The sequence below is a fragment of the Aeromicrobium sp. genome, assembly GCF_023146395.1.
Lineage (GTDB): Bacteria > Actinomycetota > Actinomycetes > Propionibacteriales > Nocardioidaceae > Aeromicrobium.
This window is the reverse complement of the sequence record NZ_JAGLCD010000014.1, coordinates 38,180-52,880: the sequence shown is the minus strand read 5'-3', so window position 1 is coordinate 52,880 and position 14,701 is coordinate 38,180. Positions and strand designations below refer to the sequence as shown.

The window sequence follows — 14,701 nt, the reverse complement described above, 5'->3', positions numbered from 1 at the left end:
GCGAGACCTCCCCGCGCGACCACCCACTCAGGACGTGAGACTCGTGTGGCGGGCCGAAGCATGATGCGGTGAAGTGGCACGGTGGATCGACGACAGCTGCTGGCCGCGACGGGGCTCCTTGCCCTGGCCGCGGCATGCGCTCCCGGTGGCGGTGACCCCGGGCCCCCGTCCGAGAGCACGGATCAACGGCTGACCTACGGAGACCACCCGTCGCAGTTCGTCGACGTGTGGCGCCGCACCGGCTCAGGTGTCCCGGTCGGCACGGTCGTGGTGATCCACGGCGGGTTCTGGCAGCAGCAGTTCGACCTCACCTACTTCGAGCCGTTCGCCAAGGCCGCTGCCGGACGGGGATGGGACGTCGCCTCGCTGGAGTACCGCCGCGTCGGCGGGGGTGGTGGCTACCCCGAGACGTTCGACGACGTCGCCGCTGGCATCGACGCCCTCGCCGACTGGCTCCGCACCCCCGACGTCGTGACCCTGGGCCACTCCGCCGGAGGGCACCTCGCCGTCTGGGCCGCAGGCCGGCCCGCGCTGGAAGGCACGGCCTGGAGCGCGCCTGCAGTCGCCATCGGCACGGCGATCAGCCTGGCCGGAGTGCTCGACCTGCAGGCCTCGCACGACGAGCTGCTCGGCAACGGCGCCGCCGACGAGCTGATGGGCGGCCCGCCCGACGGGTCCACGTGGCCGCTCGCCGACCCGACGTCGCGCATCCCGCTCGGCGTGCCGGTGCGCTGCGTCCACGCGCCTGACGACGACCTCGTCCCGATCTCGCAGTCGCAGGACTACGTCGACCGGGCCACCGCCGCGGGTGCCGACGCGACGCTCACCGAGGTCTCGGGTGGTCACTTCGCGGCCACCGAGCCCGGCACGCCGGCCGCCTCGACGTTGCTCGACGTGCTCGACGCGGCGGCGGGCTGAGCCGAACGGCCTCGACCTCCTCAGGGACAGATCAGGGTCGGACCAGGGAACGTCCCGGATGTGGCGAGGCCTGCGCCGGACCGAGGCTGGGCGCATGATCCACGCTCACCAGCTCACCAAGCGCTTTGGCGGCGCCACCGCCGTCGACGCGATCGACTTCACCGTCGAGCCCGGCCGTGTCACAGGGTTCCTCGGACCCAACGGGGCCGGGAAGTCGACCACGATGCGCATGATCCTCGGCCTCGACGCCCCGACGGCCGGCCGCGTCACGGTCAACGGACGGGCCCACGGCACGTCCGGCGCGCCGTTGCGCGAAATTGGCGCCCTCCTCGAGGCGGGGGCCGTCCACCCGGGACGCTCGGCCCGCGGGCACCTGCGCTGGATGGCCGCGAGCAACGCCATCCCGGCCGCCCGTGTCGACGAGGTGCTCGACCTGGTCGGACTGACCGAGGTCGCCGACCGCCGCGTCGGGAAGTTCTCGCTCGGCATGGGGCAGCGGCTCGGCATCGCCGCCGCGCTCCTGGGCGACCCCGGGGTCGTCGTGCTCGACGAGCCGGTCAACGGTCTCGACCCCGAGGGCATCCGGTGGGTGCGGGGCCTGGCCCGACGTCTCGCCGACGAGGGCCGCACGGTGTTCGTCTCGAGCCACTTGATGTCGGAGATGGCGCTCATGGCCGACCACCTCATCGTGATCGGTCGCGGCCAGATCCTCGCTGACACCTCGATGGCCGACTTCATGCGCCACCACGCCGCGAGTCACGTGCTCGTGCGGTCGCCGCAGGCCACGCAGGTCGCCGACCTGCTGCGGCAGCACGGGGTCGAGGTCACCGTCCAGCCCGACGACTCCGGCGCCCTGCACGTGCACGCCGGCGACCCGGCCGCGGTCGGCGAGCTCCTCGGCGCGGCCGGCCTCACGCTCCACGAGCTCTCCCTCGTGCGCTCCTCGCTCGAGGACGCCTTCATGACCCTGACGGCCGATGCCGTCGAGTACCACGCCACGGAAGGGGTTGCGGCATGACCGCGATCGTCGACACGTCCCGCCAGACCACCAGCACCGAGCAGCCGGCCCCCGGCCTCGGCGCCGCCTTGCGCGCCGAGTGGCTCAAGCTCACGACCGTCCGCTCCACCTGGTGGACCCTGGTCGCGCTCGTCGTGATCGGTGCCGGTCTCACGACGCTGCTCGGCGCGCTCAACGCCGAGTGGCTCGCGAGCCCTCAGGCCGACGAGGACCCGGCGGCCTTCATCACGTGGGGCATGATGCTCGCGCCCGCCGCCGCGGTCGTGCTCGGCGCCCTCGTCGTGACCGCGGAGTACGGGTCGGGGACGATCCGCAGCTCGTTCGCCGCCGTTCCGTCACGGGGTCGCGTCATGCTGGCCAAGTCGATCCTGGTGGCGGGACTGCTGTTCGTCGCCGGCACCGCCACGGCCCTCCTGGGCTACGCCGGCACGAACCCGTTCTTCGAGGCCCAGGGCATCGGCCTGCCGCTCGAGGGTGACGTGCTGCGCGCGATGTACGGCAGCGGGCTCTACCTCGCGGGCCTGGGAGTGCTGGCCGTCGCGGTCGGCTTCCTGGTGCGCCACACCGCCGCTGCGGTCTCGATCCTGCTGGGCACGTTGTTCGTCGTCGGACCCATGGTCCTGCTGGTGCCCGGGACGTTCGGTGAGTGGCTGGAGAAGCTCATGCCGCACAACACCGGCGGTGGCGTCGCCGCGGCGGTCTCGTTCAACCCGAACCTGCTCGACCCGTGGACCGGGTACGCGGTCTTCCTGGCCCAGGTGGCGGCGGTCGTGGCCGTGGCGGCCTGGTCGCTGCGGCGCCGCGACGCCTGACCGGCTCACATCGGGGGCGGCTGCGTCGTCGAAGGGGGTGAAGCGGGAGACAGGCTCCCGCCTCTCCCGAGAGGATCACCCCATGAGGATTGCCGTCGCCGGAGGAACCGGAGCCGTGGGCACCCACGTCGTCGAGCTCGCCCGCGGGGCCGGGCACGACGTCGTGGTGCTCAGCCGCGGAGCGGGCGTCGACCTGACCACCGGGACCGGGCTGGCCGAGGCGCTCGTCGGCGTCGAGACCGTCGTCGACGTCGCCTCGACCTTCACCCTCGACGCACAGGAGTCGCGCACGTTCTTCGGCACGAGCACCCGGCTCCTGCTCGAGGCCGAGCAGGCGGCCGGCACCCGGCACCACGTGGTGCTGTCGATCGTGGGTGTCGACCGTGCCCCGCACGGCTACTACGCGGGCAAGGTGCTCCAGGAGGAGCTCGTGGCCGCCGGCGACGTCCCGTGGACCGTGCTGCGAGCCACCCAGTTCCACGAGTTCGCCGGTCAGGTCCACGGCTCGACCACGGTCGGCTCGCTCGTGCTGGTGCCGCGCATGCGGAGCGAGACGGTCGCGGCCCGCGACGTCGCGGCACGGCTCGTCGAGCTCGTGGGGGCCGGGCCGTCAGGTCGGGTCGCCGACCTCGGCGGCCCCGAGACCGCGTGGATGGCCGACCTCTCCCGTGCGTGGGCCCGCCACCGCGGCGACCGGCGCCCCGTGCTCGGCGTGCCGCTGCCCGGCGCGCTGGGCCGGGCGATGCGCGACGGCACCCTCGTCTCCTCGCCCGACGCCGATCACGGCACCACCACGTTCGCGGAGTGGCTGCAGAGCCAGGACGAGCCGGCGGGTCAGGCGGGTCAGGCGGGTCAGGCGGACCAGGCGGACCAGGGGGCGCCGCGTGCCTGAGGCCGAGGACGCCGACCGGGGCCGCCTGCTCGCGGCGGCCTTTCGCCTGCTCGGCACGACCGCCGACGCGGAGGACGCCGTGCAGGAGGCGTACGTGCGCTGGTTCCGGCTGACGCCGGCCGAGCGCGAGGCGGTGCGCAACGTCGACGCGTGGTTCACGACGGTCGTGGGCCGGATCTGTCTGGACGTCCTGGGCTCGGCGCGGGCGCGCCGCGAGCGGTACACGGGGGAGTGGCTTCCCGAGCCGCGACCCGGTGCCGACCTTCCCGCCGCCGCGGCGGCCGCGGACCCGGCCGAGCGCGTGAGCCTGGACGATCAGGTGACCAGCGCGCTGATGGTCGTGCTCGAGTCGTTGACGCCGGCCGAGCGGGTCAGCTTCGTGCTGCACGACCTCTTCGGGCTGAGCTTCGTCGAGGTCGCCGAGGTGGTCGGCCGCACGCCCCAGGCGGCCCGCAAGCTCGCCTCGGAGGCGCGCCGCGACCTCCGGGAGCGCCGGGTACGTGAGGCCTCGCCGGCCGATCACGAACGTGTCGTCGAGGCCTTCCTCGCGGCCTGCGGCTCGGGCCGGCTCGACGACCTCGTGGCCGTGCTGGACCCGAGCGTCACGCTCGTGACCGACGGCGGTGGACGTGCCGGGATGGCCCGGCGGCCCGTGCAGGGCGGCGACCGGGTCGCCCGGTTCCTGTTCGGGATCATGGCCAAGATCGCCCGCGAGGGGCGGGTGGTCGAACCGAGCATCGAGGTCGTGGAGGGCCGGGCGGCGATCGTGCTGCGGGAGCCGGGTGCCGCGCCGTTCGTCATCATGCTGAACGTCGTCGGCGAGGTCGTGCGCGACGTGTGGATCCAGGCCAATCCCGCCAAGCTCGGCGCCTGGACGAGCTGAGCGATCCAGAAGAGCGGTGAGCCAGCAACCTCTCGCCCGCGGGGGCGGTGGCCCAGCAACCTTCTGGCCCTGGGGTGAGGTTGCTGGCTCCCCCCCCCCCGCAGATGCGAGACGGCGACCACCCCGGGTGGGGTGATCGCCGTCTGGTCGGGCGGGTGACCTCGGTCAGTCGGACTTCTTCGCCTCGTCGGCGTCGTCGTCCGCGGCCATCTCGGTCGCCGAGGCGGTCAGGTCCGCGCCGCTCGGGTTGGCGTCGGTCAGCGGGGCGACGTCCTCGGACTCGACCTCGGGATCGGAGCCGTCCTCGACCGACACGATGCCCTCGGGCGCGTCCGGCGAGATCGATCCGGACTCGGGGTCGGTGGCCTCGGCCGTGTCGTCGAGCGTCTCGGCCTCCTCCTCGCGGGCACCTTCCTCGACGGGCTCGTCGGCTGCCGGAGCCGGCTCGTCCTCGGCGGGCGAGGACTCCGTCTCGGGCTGGGCCGACGGTGCGGACTCCGCGTCGGGGTCGGTGGTGTCGCCCGGCTCGGGCTTGGCCTCCGGCTCCTCGACGTCATCGGCCGGGGTGGCATCGGCGCTGGCGGCCGGGGTGTCGGGCAGGAGGTCGGTGTTGACGGCGCCGACGTTCGCCCAGGCGCCCTCCTCCTTCTCGGAGGCCTCCCGGTCGTCGGTCTCGGCGGTCTCCGGCTCCGTCGACGGCTCCTCGGCAGCCTCCGGCTCCTCGGCAGCCTCGGCGGCGTCAGCGCTGTCCTCGACCACGCCGCTGTCGCCGGCGCGCTCGCCCGGCTCGCCCTCGGACTGCTCGAGCGTCTCGCCGCCCTCGTCGTCGGCCGCCTGGTCGCGGGCGTCGGCGTTGCGCGGCTGCTCCGGCAGCGGCGACTCGTCGGCCGACCCGTCGCCCTCGGCATCGGTGGGGACGTTGTTCTGGGCGGCCGCGGCCTGGTCGGACGTCTCCTGCTCGGCCGGGTCGGGCTCGTCGAGCTTCTGCTCCTCGACGACCTCCGCGGCCTCGTCGGTGCCGTCGCCGCTCCCGCTGCCGGCGTCCTTCGCCTCGGGCGTCGCCGCTGCGGCCGTGGCGGACTCGGCCTCGGCGACGACCGCGGCCTCCTCCTCGGGGGCCGGGGCCCGCTTCACGGCGGCCAGCAGCATCTGTGCGACGTCGATGACCTCGACCTCCTCGCGGGCCTCGCCCTCGGACTGCTTCAGGGTCAGGCCGTCCGACAGCATGACACGGCAGAACGGGCAGCCGGTGGCGATCTTGTCGGCGCCCGTGGCGACGGCCTCGACCGTGCGGTTCACGTTGATGCGCGAGCCGATCGTCTCCTCCATCCACATGCGGGCACCGCCGGCGCCGCAGCAGAACGAGGTCTCCTTGTTGCGCGGCATCTCGGTGAACGTCGCGCCCGGGATGATCTCGAGCAGCTCACGCGGCGCCTCGTAGACCTGGTTGTGACGGCCCAGGAAGCACGGGTCGTGGTACGTGATGTTCGCGCCGGCGACGGTGCCCTCGGACGCGGCGACCGGGGTCAGCTTCTTCTCCCGCACGAGGCGGTTGAGCAGCTGCGTGTGGTGCACGACCTCGAGCTCGATGCCGAAGTCCGCGTACTCGTTCTTCAGCGTGTTGAAGCAGTGGGCGCAGGTCGAGACGACCTTCTTGACCTTCATCTCCTTGAAGGTCTCGACGTTCTCCATCGCGAGCTGCTGGAACACGATCTCGTTGCCCGATCGGCGCGCGGAGTCGCCCGTGCACGTCTCGCCGTCGCCCAGCACCGCAAACGTCACGCCCGCCATGTCGAGCAGCTCGGCGACGGCCTGCGTGGTCTTCTTGGCGCGGTCCTCGAAGGCGCCGGCGCAGCCGACCCAGAACAGCCACTCGACCTCGTCGAGGTCGTCGACGTCGACGCCGACCTGCTTGACCTCGAAGTCGAGGCCCTCGGCCCACTTCATCCGGTCGCGCGGGTTCATGTTCCAGGGATTGCCCTTGCGCTCCAGGCCCTTGAAGATGTTGTTCAGCTCGGCCGGGAAGTTCGACTCCACGAGCACCTGGTAGCGGCGCATGTTGTCGATGTGGTCGACGTGCTCGATGTCGACGGGGCACTGCTGCACGCAGGCGCCGCAGTTCGTGCAGGACCACAGGACGTCGGGGTCGATCACGCCGTAGGCGTCGGCGTCGCCGATCAGCGGGCGGTCGATCTCGGCCTGCTGCTCCTCGGTGCGCTGGTCCTCGGGGATGTCCAGGAGCGGGATCTTGGCGTAGGCGTGCTCGCGCAGGCCCATCATGAGCAGCTTCGGCGAGAGGGGCTTCTCGGTGTTCCACGCGGGGCACTGGCTCTGGCAGCGACCGCACTCGGTGCAGGTCGTGAAGTCGAGCAGGCCCTTCCAGCTGAAGTCCTCGACCTTGCCGACGCCGAGCTTGTTGAAGTCGTCCTCGTCGAGGTCCTCGAGCTTCTCCATGTTGATCGGCTCGCCACCGACGTAGAGCGGCACGAGGCCGCCGAGCGCCGTGCCGCCGTCGGCCTCGCGCTTGAAGAAGATGTTGAACCACGCGGTGAAGCGGTGCCAGGCCACGCCCATCGTGATGTTCCGGGCGATGACGATCAGCCAGATCATCGCCGAGGCGATCTTGAACAGCGCGATCGCGTAGATGATGTTCTCGAGCGTGCCGATCGACTCGGCACCGGTCGGGTAGAGGTTGCCGAAGTACTGCGCGATCGGGAAGTGGAAGCCGGTCGCGTAGTCGGCGTCCTCGCCGCCGTGGGCCTGCAGGAGGTTGTACTCGGCGCCGCGCACGAACAGGATCGCGGCGCTCTCGAGCAGGACCATGGCCTCGACGAAGAAGGCCTGCCACATCGTGGAGCCGAAGAAGCGGCTGTCGCGGCCCTTGCGCGAGGGCAGGTTGCGCAGGCGGTAGACGAACAGCGGGATGATCGCGAGGGCGCCGAGCAGGCCGAGGAACTCGGCGGCCCACTCGTAGAGGAAGAAGTGACCGATGATCGGCCAGACGAACTCGGGGTCGAAGAGCTGGAAGTAGGCCTGCGCGACCGCGGTGCTCAGCAGGATGAAGGCCGCGAACGCGAACCAGTGCAGGATGCCGACCCAGGTCCACTGCAGCATGCGCGTGTGCAGCGCGGTCTCCTTGAGCACCACGAGCGCCCGCTGGGCAGGGCGATCGCTGCGACCGATCGCCGGCTGGCCGGCGCGGATGACGCGGAGCATCCGCATGACCGTGAGCGTGACCATGGGGACGGCGACCGCCGTCAGTCCCAGTGACACGATGATGGCGACGAGCTGCATCAGGGCCCCAATCTCCATGCTGACAGTTGGGCTGACATTAACTCGCGAGTAGCGAGTCCGCGCACTAAGGCATGCCATACCCGCCGGTCACGTGAGGCATCACACGCCGGGATCGGCGGGGGAGATGCCTCGACGCCCCGGCACCACACGGGTGACGGGGCGTCGAGGCGGCAGGGTGTCGATCAGGCGGCGCGGCCGATCAGCCGGCGGGCGCCGTACGCCGCACCGGACAGGCCGACCAGGCTCCCGCCCAGGAGCAGCCACTCCAGGCCCTGGCCGTCCTCGGTGGGGGCGACACCGGCGTCGACACGGGTCGGGGTCGGCACGGAGGAGCCGTCCTGGCCCGCGCCACCGGAGGAGTCGTCGCCCGGGTCGCCGGGCTCCGGGTCGCCCGCGGTGAAGTCGTCCGGGCCGTCGACCGGGTCGGGACCGCAGTCGCCGTGCGTCGGGCACGGCGTCGGTGCGGTGAGGTCGTCAGGGCCGTCGGGCACGGTCGGATCGACGGGGCCGGGCTCGGGGTTCGTGAGGTCGCCGGGGCCGTCCGGCAGGTTCGGGTCGACCGGTCCGGGGTCGGGGACGGCGAGCGTCGTCGGACCGAGCGGCACGGGCTCGGCCGCTGCGGCCCCCGCCCCCAGGGTCAGGCCGCCGACCGCGAGAGCGGCGACGAGCGGGGCCGAGGTGGCGAGGGTGCGGGCGATGCGGTTCATGGTGGTGCTCCTTGGTGAAGGTGGGGTGGGTGTGTCTGTCGGAGGTAGGAGCCGCGGCCGGAGGATCTCTTGCACTTCTGCGACGAACTTTTCTGAGAGCGTCGTCCTCGGCGGCCAGCACGGCTCGACCCCGCTACCCGAGGTGGGCGTAGACGATGGTGTTGTCGCGGTACCGGCCGGTCGCCGGATCGACGCTCCCGCCGCACGTGATGAGACGCAGCAGAGGCCGCTGGTTGTCACCCCAGATGTCCTCGACCGGCAGGGCCCCCTTGGCCGTCTGCGTCACCCGGTCGACGACGAACGTCGATGTGCCGAGCGTGTGATCGACCGTCACGACGTCACCCGCTCGCAGCTCGCCGAGCCGCCAGAAGACGTCCGGTCCGTGGCGACCCGCCACGTGGGCGACCAGCACCGCACCTCCGGGCTCACCGGGACGGGGGCCGGGGGAGTACCAGGCGGCCTCGCCCGTGCCGGGGGTCTGCATCGCGCCGTCGGGCTTGAGGCCCACGGCGCCGAGCGGCAGGTCGACATCGATCGCAGCGATGTGGACCGCGAGCGGATCGCCGACCGGTGCCAGGGCGGGACGGGCTGCGGCCGCTCCGCCGGCCACGGCGTCGGTCACGACGTCCGCTGCGGGAGCGGTGGGCGGTGTCGGCCGGGGTGCGTCGGGCGCATGGATCGCGAGCGCGGCGAGGGCGAGGGCGAGGGCGAGGTGATGGCGGAACGACGGCGTGGAACGGGACATGGCAGGTACCTCCGGTGGTGGGTGACACCGGTGGGAGCCGTGGGGCGTCGATCTCTTGCAGTTCCTGAGGATCTAGCCAGGGCAGGGCAGGACGTCGATGGTCGACGCCGGTCCCGTCGTGGTGCTGCCGCTGGCGTCGACGGCGGTGGCGCGGAACGTGACGGTGCCGCCGATCGGGAACGGTCCCATCTCGCCCGACCACGTGGAGCCGGCGCTGGTGAGCGTCGCCGAGCCGGGACCCGACGGGCCCTGCCAGTCGAGACGGACGCTCGCGACGTCGGTGTCGGTCACGTCGACGCTGACAGGAACCGGCACGTTGCAGGCACCCGGCGACGCTGTGGGCGCGCCCACCACGGGCGGGCGGTCCTGGGTCAGCACGACCCGCACCCGGGCCGAGCCCTCGGCCCAGCGCACGGTCACGTCGGCGGTCGAGATCCCTTCGGCGACGGCTCCGCGATCGACCCGCACCGTGACGTCGCGAGCGCTGCCGGCCGGGACGGTGACGGATCCGGGCACGGAGACCCACGGGGCCGATGCCGTGAGATCGGCCGTGACGTCGGTGCCGCCGGTGTTGGTCAGCCGGAACCTGCCGGAGGTCGCGCTCGTGCCGAGGTCGAGGGTCGTGGTGGAGAGGGTCAGGGTGCCGGACACGACGACCGTCGGTGGTGGGGTGGTGGTCGGGGCAGGTGCCGCGGTCGCGGAGGCGCTGGGTGTCGAGTCCGACGTCGTTCCCGGGGCGTCCCCGGCCTCCTCGGCGCCGCTCGACCAGATGAGCGCGGCGATGATCGCGAGGGTCGCGAGCACCCCCGAGCCGATCAGCGCACGCCGTGTCGTGACCGGCCTGGCCAGCGCGCCGCTGCCCGTCACGCCTCCCCCCGACTCGGTGCGGGTCATGGTTGTCGAGGCGACCAGGTGGGTCTCGGTCACGCGGTCGCGCAGCGCCACGGGCGCGGCGAGCAGCGGCACGCCGGCGAGCAGCGCCCAGGGGCTGACGACGATCCGGCGGCGCTCGCCGCACACGTCGCACCCGTCGACGTGCCGGGCCACGCGCTTGCGGATCAGCGGGGAGAAGGTCCCGTCCCAGTCGGCCAGGAGCCGGTCGAGGTCGGCGCAGTCGTCGCGACCGAGCCGCGCGACCAGCAGGGCGCCGAGCGAGCGTTCGACCTGGTCGCGCAACCGGCTCAGCAGCACGTAGGCCTGGGACGTGCTGACACCCATCGCCTCGCCCAGCTCGGCGCCCTCGAGGCCGTGGCGCAGGTGCAGGGTGAGGATGCTCTGGTCCCGCTCGGCGAGGCCGGCCGCGGCGTCCCACACGAGCCGGCGCAGCGCCGTGAGCTCTGCCTCCTCCTCCGGGCTGCGGTCGGAGTCAGCCATCTCGACGAGCCGTTCGTCGCCGCCGAAGGCCACGCGTCGGCGCGACCGCAGCCGGCGCAGGCACTCGCTGCGGACGATCGCGTAGAGCCACGGCCGGAGCCGCTCCGGGTCGCGCAGCTGCCCCAGCCGTTCGGCCACCAGCACGAATCCGTCCGCGACCGCGTCCTCGGCCTCCTCCCGCTGCCGCAGCATCGAGTGCGCGTAGTCGTAGAGGCGGTCGCCGTACCGGTCGTAGACCGCCGCGAACGCCTCGCGGTCGCCGGCCAGGACGCCGGCGACCAGCTGCGGGTCCGAGGGTCCGGTGACCGCGGTCATGGCCGGATCCTAGGCCCGGACGGCCCACCGTGGTCGACATCGCGCATCTCCGCTCCTCGTCGTTCGTCGAGGGTGGGAGTCGCGAGCTCTCGATCTCTTGCAGGTTCTCGTCAGGAATCTGCGCCGCGCGCCGGCTCGCGGGGGATGAGCGGGATCGCCAGCACCGGCAGCACGGCGACCGTCGCGAAGGCCACGGCGTAGCCCTGGTGAGCCACGAGGGTCCCGATGACCGGGGGCACCGCGGCGCTCACCAGGTACTGGCCGGTGTTCTGCCACCCCATGGCCTTGCCGGCCCAGTACGGGCCGCCGATCTCGGCCACGGCCGTGAAGGCGAGACCGTTGTCGGCGACCGTGACCCCGGTGGCCACCACGACCACGACGATCGCGACCCAGGTCGACTCGACGACGCCGAGCAGCAGCATCACGAGCGCGGCGGCGACCGCGACCTGGCGCATGGGCCGCAGCCGGCTCCCGACGTGGTCGGACCACCAGCCGACGCCGATGCGGGCCGCGCCGCCCACGAGCTGGGAGGCGGCCACGAGTCCGCCGGCCGCGGCGGCGCTGAGGTCCTTGGTCTCGATCAGCCAGACGAGCATGAAGCCCCACACCGTGAACTGCGGGACGACGAGCAGCGTCGAGGCGAGGTGGATCCGCACCAGGCGCGAGTCGCGGCGGTAGGGGTTGTCGAGCTGGCCGGTCGACCGGGCCTCGCCGCGATCGGGGCGCGGCGGGTCGACGACGAGCAGGACGCAGCCGGCCGTGGCCACGGCGCAGATCGCTGCGACGACGAGCAGGGTCGTGCCGATGCCCTCGGCCGAGGCCAGGGGCGGCACGAGCAGCGCGGTGGCGCCGATGCCGAGTGGCAGGCCGGTCTGGCGGATGCCCATCGCGGTGCCCCGGCGGTGCGCCGGGAACCAGCCCACGACCAGGCGTCCGCTGGCGGAGTTCGTCGAGCCGGCGAACAGCCCGATCACGAAGAAGCAGACGCCGAGCGGCAGGTAGCCGTCGACGAGGCCTGCGGCGAGCGCCCCGAGGGTGACCCCCGCGAGGCCCAGTGACATCGCGGCGCGCTCCCCGAGCCGGTCGACCAGCGCGCCCCAGGCCACGAGCGAGATGGTCGTGCCGACCGCCGGCGTCGCGGCGATCAGTCCGGCCTGCGTCAGCGTCAGCCCCTGCTCGAGATAGAGGTAGGGGATCAGGAACAGCGGCGCGTTCGCGGCGATCGTGCCGGCGATCTGCGCGACCATGCCGACGACGAGCATGAACCAGGGAGTCGGCGCACGCTTCACCCGGCCAGTGTCCGCCCGTGGCGGCCGTCACCGGGGTGCGGGGTCAGTCGAGGTACTTCTTCATCCCGACGTGGCTCGGCTCGTAACCGAGCCGTTCGTAGAAGCGGTGCGCGTCGGTGCGCGTGTGGTGCGTGGTCAGCTGCAGGCGTGCCGCGCCACGGTCGCGCGCGGCCGCCTCGATCCACGCCATCAGCTCACGGCCGATCCCGCGCCCGCGGTGCTGCTCGTCGGTGCGCACGTTCTCGACCTGGCAGTACAACCCGCCGTCGGCGGAGAGCACCCGGAGCCACGTGACGTGCGCGGTGGCCACGACGACCCCGTCGACCAGGCCCACGAGCACCTGGTGCGCGGGGTCGGCGACGAGCTCGTCGAGTGCGCTCCGTTGCCGAGGGCTGGCGACGGACGAGACCGGGGTGCCGGGGCTGCGGGCGTCCTGGGCCATCAGCGCGAGGACGTCGCCGAGGTCGTCGGGGGTCGCCTCGCGGACGACCAAGGTGGTCACCCCAGAGCGCCGAGGTGCGCCAGCGCCTGCTTGACGAGGGTGCCGCGCCCGCCCTCGAGCTCCTCGAGGATCCCGGGGGAGAGCACCTCCGTGGGTGTGAGCCACGACAGCTCCAGGGCGTCCTGGCGCGGGTTGCACTCGCCCGTGACGGGCACGACGTAGACCAGCGAGACGGCGTGCTGGCGGGGATCGTGCAGCGGGGTGACGCCGGGCAGGGGGAAGTACTCCGCGACCGTGAACGGCACCGTGGAGGCCGGAAGCTGGGGGAAGGCGGTGGGGCCGAGGTCCTTCTCCAAGTTGCGCAGCAGGGCGTCGCGCAGCGACTCGCCGTGCATCACGCGGCCGGAGACGATCGTGCGCGACATCGCGCCGGTCGTGATCGAGCCGCCGAGCAGCAGGCCCACGTGCTCGACCTGGCCGAGGGCGTCGACACGGACGGGGATGGCCTCGACGTAGAGGATCGGCACCCGCGCCCGTGTCTCGTCGAGGGCGATGTCCGAGAGCCAGCCGGGATTGGGGTCAGGGGTGCGCACGCTCATGGCGCCATTCTCACCCACGGCCCGAAGCGGACGCGGAACCGCAGCCGGCGCGCGCCGCACGGGGGCGCTGGATCGCCTCGCTACCGTGAAGTGGTCTCCCGGGGTGATCGCCTCCTGCCACTCCACCGACCTGCCGACCCGACGACCGAGAGGTGCTGCGTGATCCGTCGCTTCGTCGCGGTCGTCGCGGTCGCCCTGTCGTCGGCCGTGGTGCCCGCGGCGTGCTCCGACGACCCGCCGCCGTCGTCCTCGCCCCACGACGCCGTCGTCGAACCGGGCGGAGACGCCGCTCATCTCCCGCCTGTCCCGGAGCTCAGCGGCGCCGTGGGGGCCGTGGCCGACGCGACGTTCGATCACTGCGCCACGACGCCGGGCCCGCACGTCGTGCGCGGCAAGGTCGAGAACTCCACCAACGAGTCCGTGACCTACGTCGTCGCGGTGAGCTGGATCGACCAGGAGGCGGACGTCGTCCAGCGCGGTGTCGTGCGGATGTCCCATGTCGCGCCGGGCGGGTCGGCCGACTTCATCGTCACCGCCGAGGTGCCGGACGGCGTCAGCTCCTGCACGTACTACGTGGTGCGCGCGCCGGGCGGCTGAGCCCGTGCCCGGGCCCGTGCGGGCGGTGCGCGGCGATCGGTGGGTAGGGTGGCACCACCAGACAGGGGAGCGCCGGGCCTTCGGGCAGGGGCGCTGAGAGTGCGGGCCAGGAACCTGGCGCAGCCGCAGACCCTCCGAACCTGCCCCGGTTAGCACCGGCGAAGGGAGTCCTCGATGAGTGCTGCACCCGTCACCCGCGACACGTCCGTCGCACGTCTCGTGCGCTACCGCACGATCGACCTCGTCACGATCGCGACCTTGGCGGTCGCCCTCGGCGTCACGTTCTGGGCCTGGGGGAAGGCGTACGCCGGGCTCAGCGGCGTCGCGGTGTTCTCCTACCCGCCGAGCGTCGGCCTGCTGGGCGGCCCGTGGCTGCTGGCCGGCGTCATGGGCGGTCTGATCATCCGGCGTCCCGGCGCAGCGCTCGCGACCGAGATCGCCGCTGCCGCGGTCTCCGGCCTGGTGCCCGGCGGCACCGAGTGGGGCATGAGCGTGCTGGTGTCGGGCTTCTGGCAGGGCCTCGGCGCCGAGCTCGTCGTCGCCCTCCTGCTGTACCGGCGCTTCGGGCTGCCGGTCGCGGTGCTGATGGGCGCCGCCGCCGGAGCGATCGAGTCGGTCTACGAGTGGTTCGCCTTCTACGACGGCGTCTTCGACACGGGCGACCGGCTGGCGCACCTGGGATTCTTCGCCCTCTCGGGGGCCGTGGTCGCCGGCGTGGGCGGCTGGCTGCTGACCCAGGCCCTCGCGCGGGCCGGGGTGCTGGACTCCTTCGGTCCGGGGCGCGAGCTGCTCGCGCGGCACGAGGTCTGAGGCCGC

Annotated in this window: 14 protein-coding genes and 1 riboswitch; of the genes, 7 read left to right on the top strand and 7 right to left on the bottom strand. The window is 72.9% G+C overall.

Going from position 1 to position 14,701, the window contains the following annotated elements; translation table 11 throughout:
- Positions 1–81 precede the first annotated feature (81 nt).
- From KAG51_RS11340 to sigJ, 5 genes are all read left to right on the top strand, one after another.
- Positions 82–918 (top strand): alpha/beta hydrolase, encoded by an 837-nt coding sequence (locus tag KAG51_RS11340; protein WP_290583714.1) that lies wholly within the window; start codon positions 82–84, stop codon positions 916–918.
- Between the two features lie 94 nt (positions 919–1,012).
- Positions 1,013–1,936: an ATP-binding cassette domain-containing protein gene (locus KAG51_RS11335; protein ID WP_290583712.1), complete on the top strand. Its 924-nt coding sequence runs from the start codon at positions 1,013–1,015 to the stop codon at positions 1,934–1,936.
- Positions 1,933–2,748: an ABC transporter permease subunit gene (locus KAG51_RS11330; RefSeq protein ID WP_290583710.1), complete on the top strand. Its 816-nt coding sequence runs from the start codon at positions 1,933–1,935 to the stop codon at positions 2,746–2,748. The genes KAG51_RS11335 and KAG51_RS11330 overlap by 4 nt, the downstream gene beginning before the upstream one ends.
- A gap of 82 nt (positions 2,749–2,830) precedes the next feature.
- On the top strand, positions 2,831–3,640 hold the full coding sequence (locus KAG51_RS11325; protein ID WP_290583708.1) for an NAD(P)H-binding protein: 810 nt from the start codon (positions 2,831–2,833) through the stop codon (positions 3,638–3,640).
- A complete protein-coding gene (gene sigJ / locus KAG51_RS11320; protein WP_290583706.1) occupies positions 3,633–4,523 on the top strand; it encodes an RNA polymerase sigma factor SigJ in 891 nt (296 codons plus the stop codon). The genes KAG51_RS11325 and sigJ overlap by 8 nt, the downstream gene beginning before the upstream one ends.
- Before the next feature lie 165 nt (positions 4,524–4,688).
- Here the strand turns inward: sigJ and KAG51_RS11315 are convergent, their stop codons facing one another.
- The 7 genes from KAG51_RS11315 to KAG51_RS11285 all read right to left on the bottom strand — a co-directional run bounded on the left by KAG51_RS11315 (position 4,689) and on the right by KAG51_RS11285 (position 13,288).
- Entirely contained in the window at positions 4,689–7,817 is a 3,129-nt protein-coding gene (locus KAG51_RS11315) for a heterodisulfide reductase-related iron-sulfur binding cluster (RefSeq protein ID WP_290583704.1), read from the bottom strand.
- Positions 7,818–7,999: 182 nt separating this feature from the next.
- A complete protein-coding gene (locus KAG51_RS11310) occupies positions 8,000–8,524 on the bottom strand; it encodes a hypothetical protein (RefSeq protein WP_290583702.1) in 525 nt (174 codons plus the stop codon).
- A gap of 133 nt (positions 8,525–8,657) precedes the next feature.
- Positions 8,658–9,269 carry a class F sortase gene (locus KAG51_RS11305; protein ID WP_290583700.1) on the bottom strand — a complete coding sequence of 204 codons (612 nt, stop codon included), beginning with the start codon at positions 9,267–9,269 and terminating at the stop codon, positions 8,658–8,660.
- A gap of 72 nt (positions 9,270–9,341) precedes the next feature.
- On the bottom strand, positions 9,342–10,958 hold the full coding sequence (locus KAG51_RS11300) for a sigma-70 family RNA polymerase sigma factor (RefSeq protein WP_290583698.1): 1,617 nt from the start codon (positions 10,956–10,958) through the stop codon (positions 9,342–9,344).
- A 110-nt stretch (positions 10,959–11,068) separates the two neighbouring features.
- The gene (locus KAG51_RS11295; RefSeq protein WP_290583696.1) at positions 11,069–12,247 is read right to left on the bottom strand and encodes an MFS transporter; all 1,179 of its coding nucleotides are present in this window, start codon (positions 12,245–12,247) and stop codon (positions 11,069–11,071) included.
- A 43-nt stretch (positions 12,248–12,290) separates the two neighbouring features.
- The gene (locus KAG51_RS11290; protein ID WP_290583694.1) at positions 12,291–12,749 is read right to left on the bottom strand and encodes a GNAT family N-acetyltransferase; all 459 of its coding nucleotides are present in this window, start codon (positions 12,747–12,749) and stop codon (positions 12,291–12,293) included.
- Positions 12,746–13,288, bottom strand: coding sequence for an NUDIX hydrolase family protein (locus KAG51_RS11285; RefSeq protein WP_290583692.1), 543 nt, complete (start codon positions 13,286–13,288; stop codon positions 12,746–12,748). Before KAG51_RS11285 ends, KAG51_RS11290 begins: the two co-directional genes overlap by 4 nt.
- A gap of 159 nt (positions 13,289–13,447) precedes the next feature.
- Here KAG51_RS11285 and KAG51_RS11280 point away from each other — a divergent pair, with 159 nt between their 5' ends.
- Together KAG51_RS11280 and KAG51_RS11275 are read left to right on the top strand one after the other, a co-directional pair.
- Positions 13,448–13,885: an FxLYD domain-containing protein gene (locus tag KAG51_RS11280; RefSeq protein ID WP_290583690.1), complete on the top strand. Its 438-nt coding sequence runs from the start codon at positions 13,448–13,450 to the stop codon at positions 13,883–13,885.
- Positions 13,886–13,938: 53 nt separating this feature from the next.
- Positions 13,939–14,069: riboswitch (TPP riboswitch) on the top strand.
- Positions 14,060–14,695, top strand: a complete 636-nt coding sequence (locus KAG51_RS11275; RefSeq protein WP_290583688.1) for an ECF transporter S component — start codon at positions 14,060–14,062, stop codon at positions 14,693–14,695. (Overlaps the previous riboswitch by 10 nt.)
- Positions 14,696–14,701: the final 6 nt, after the last annotated feature.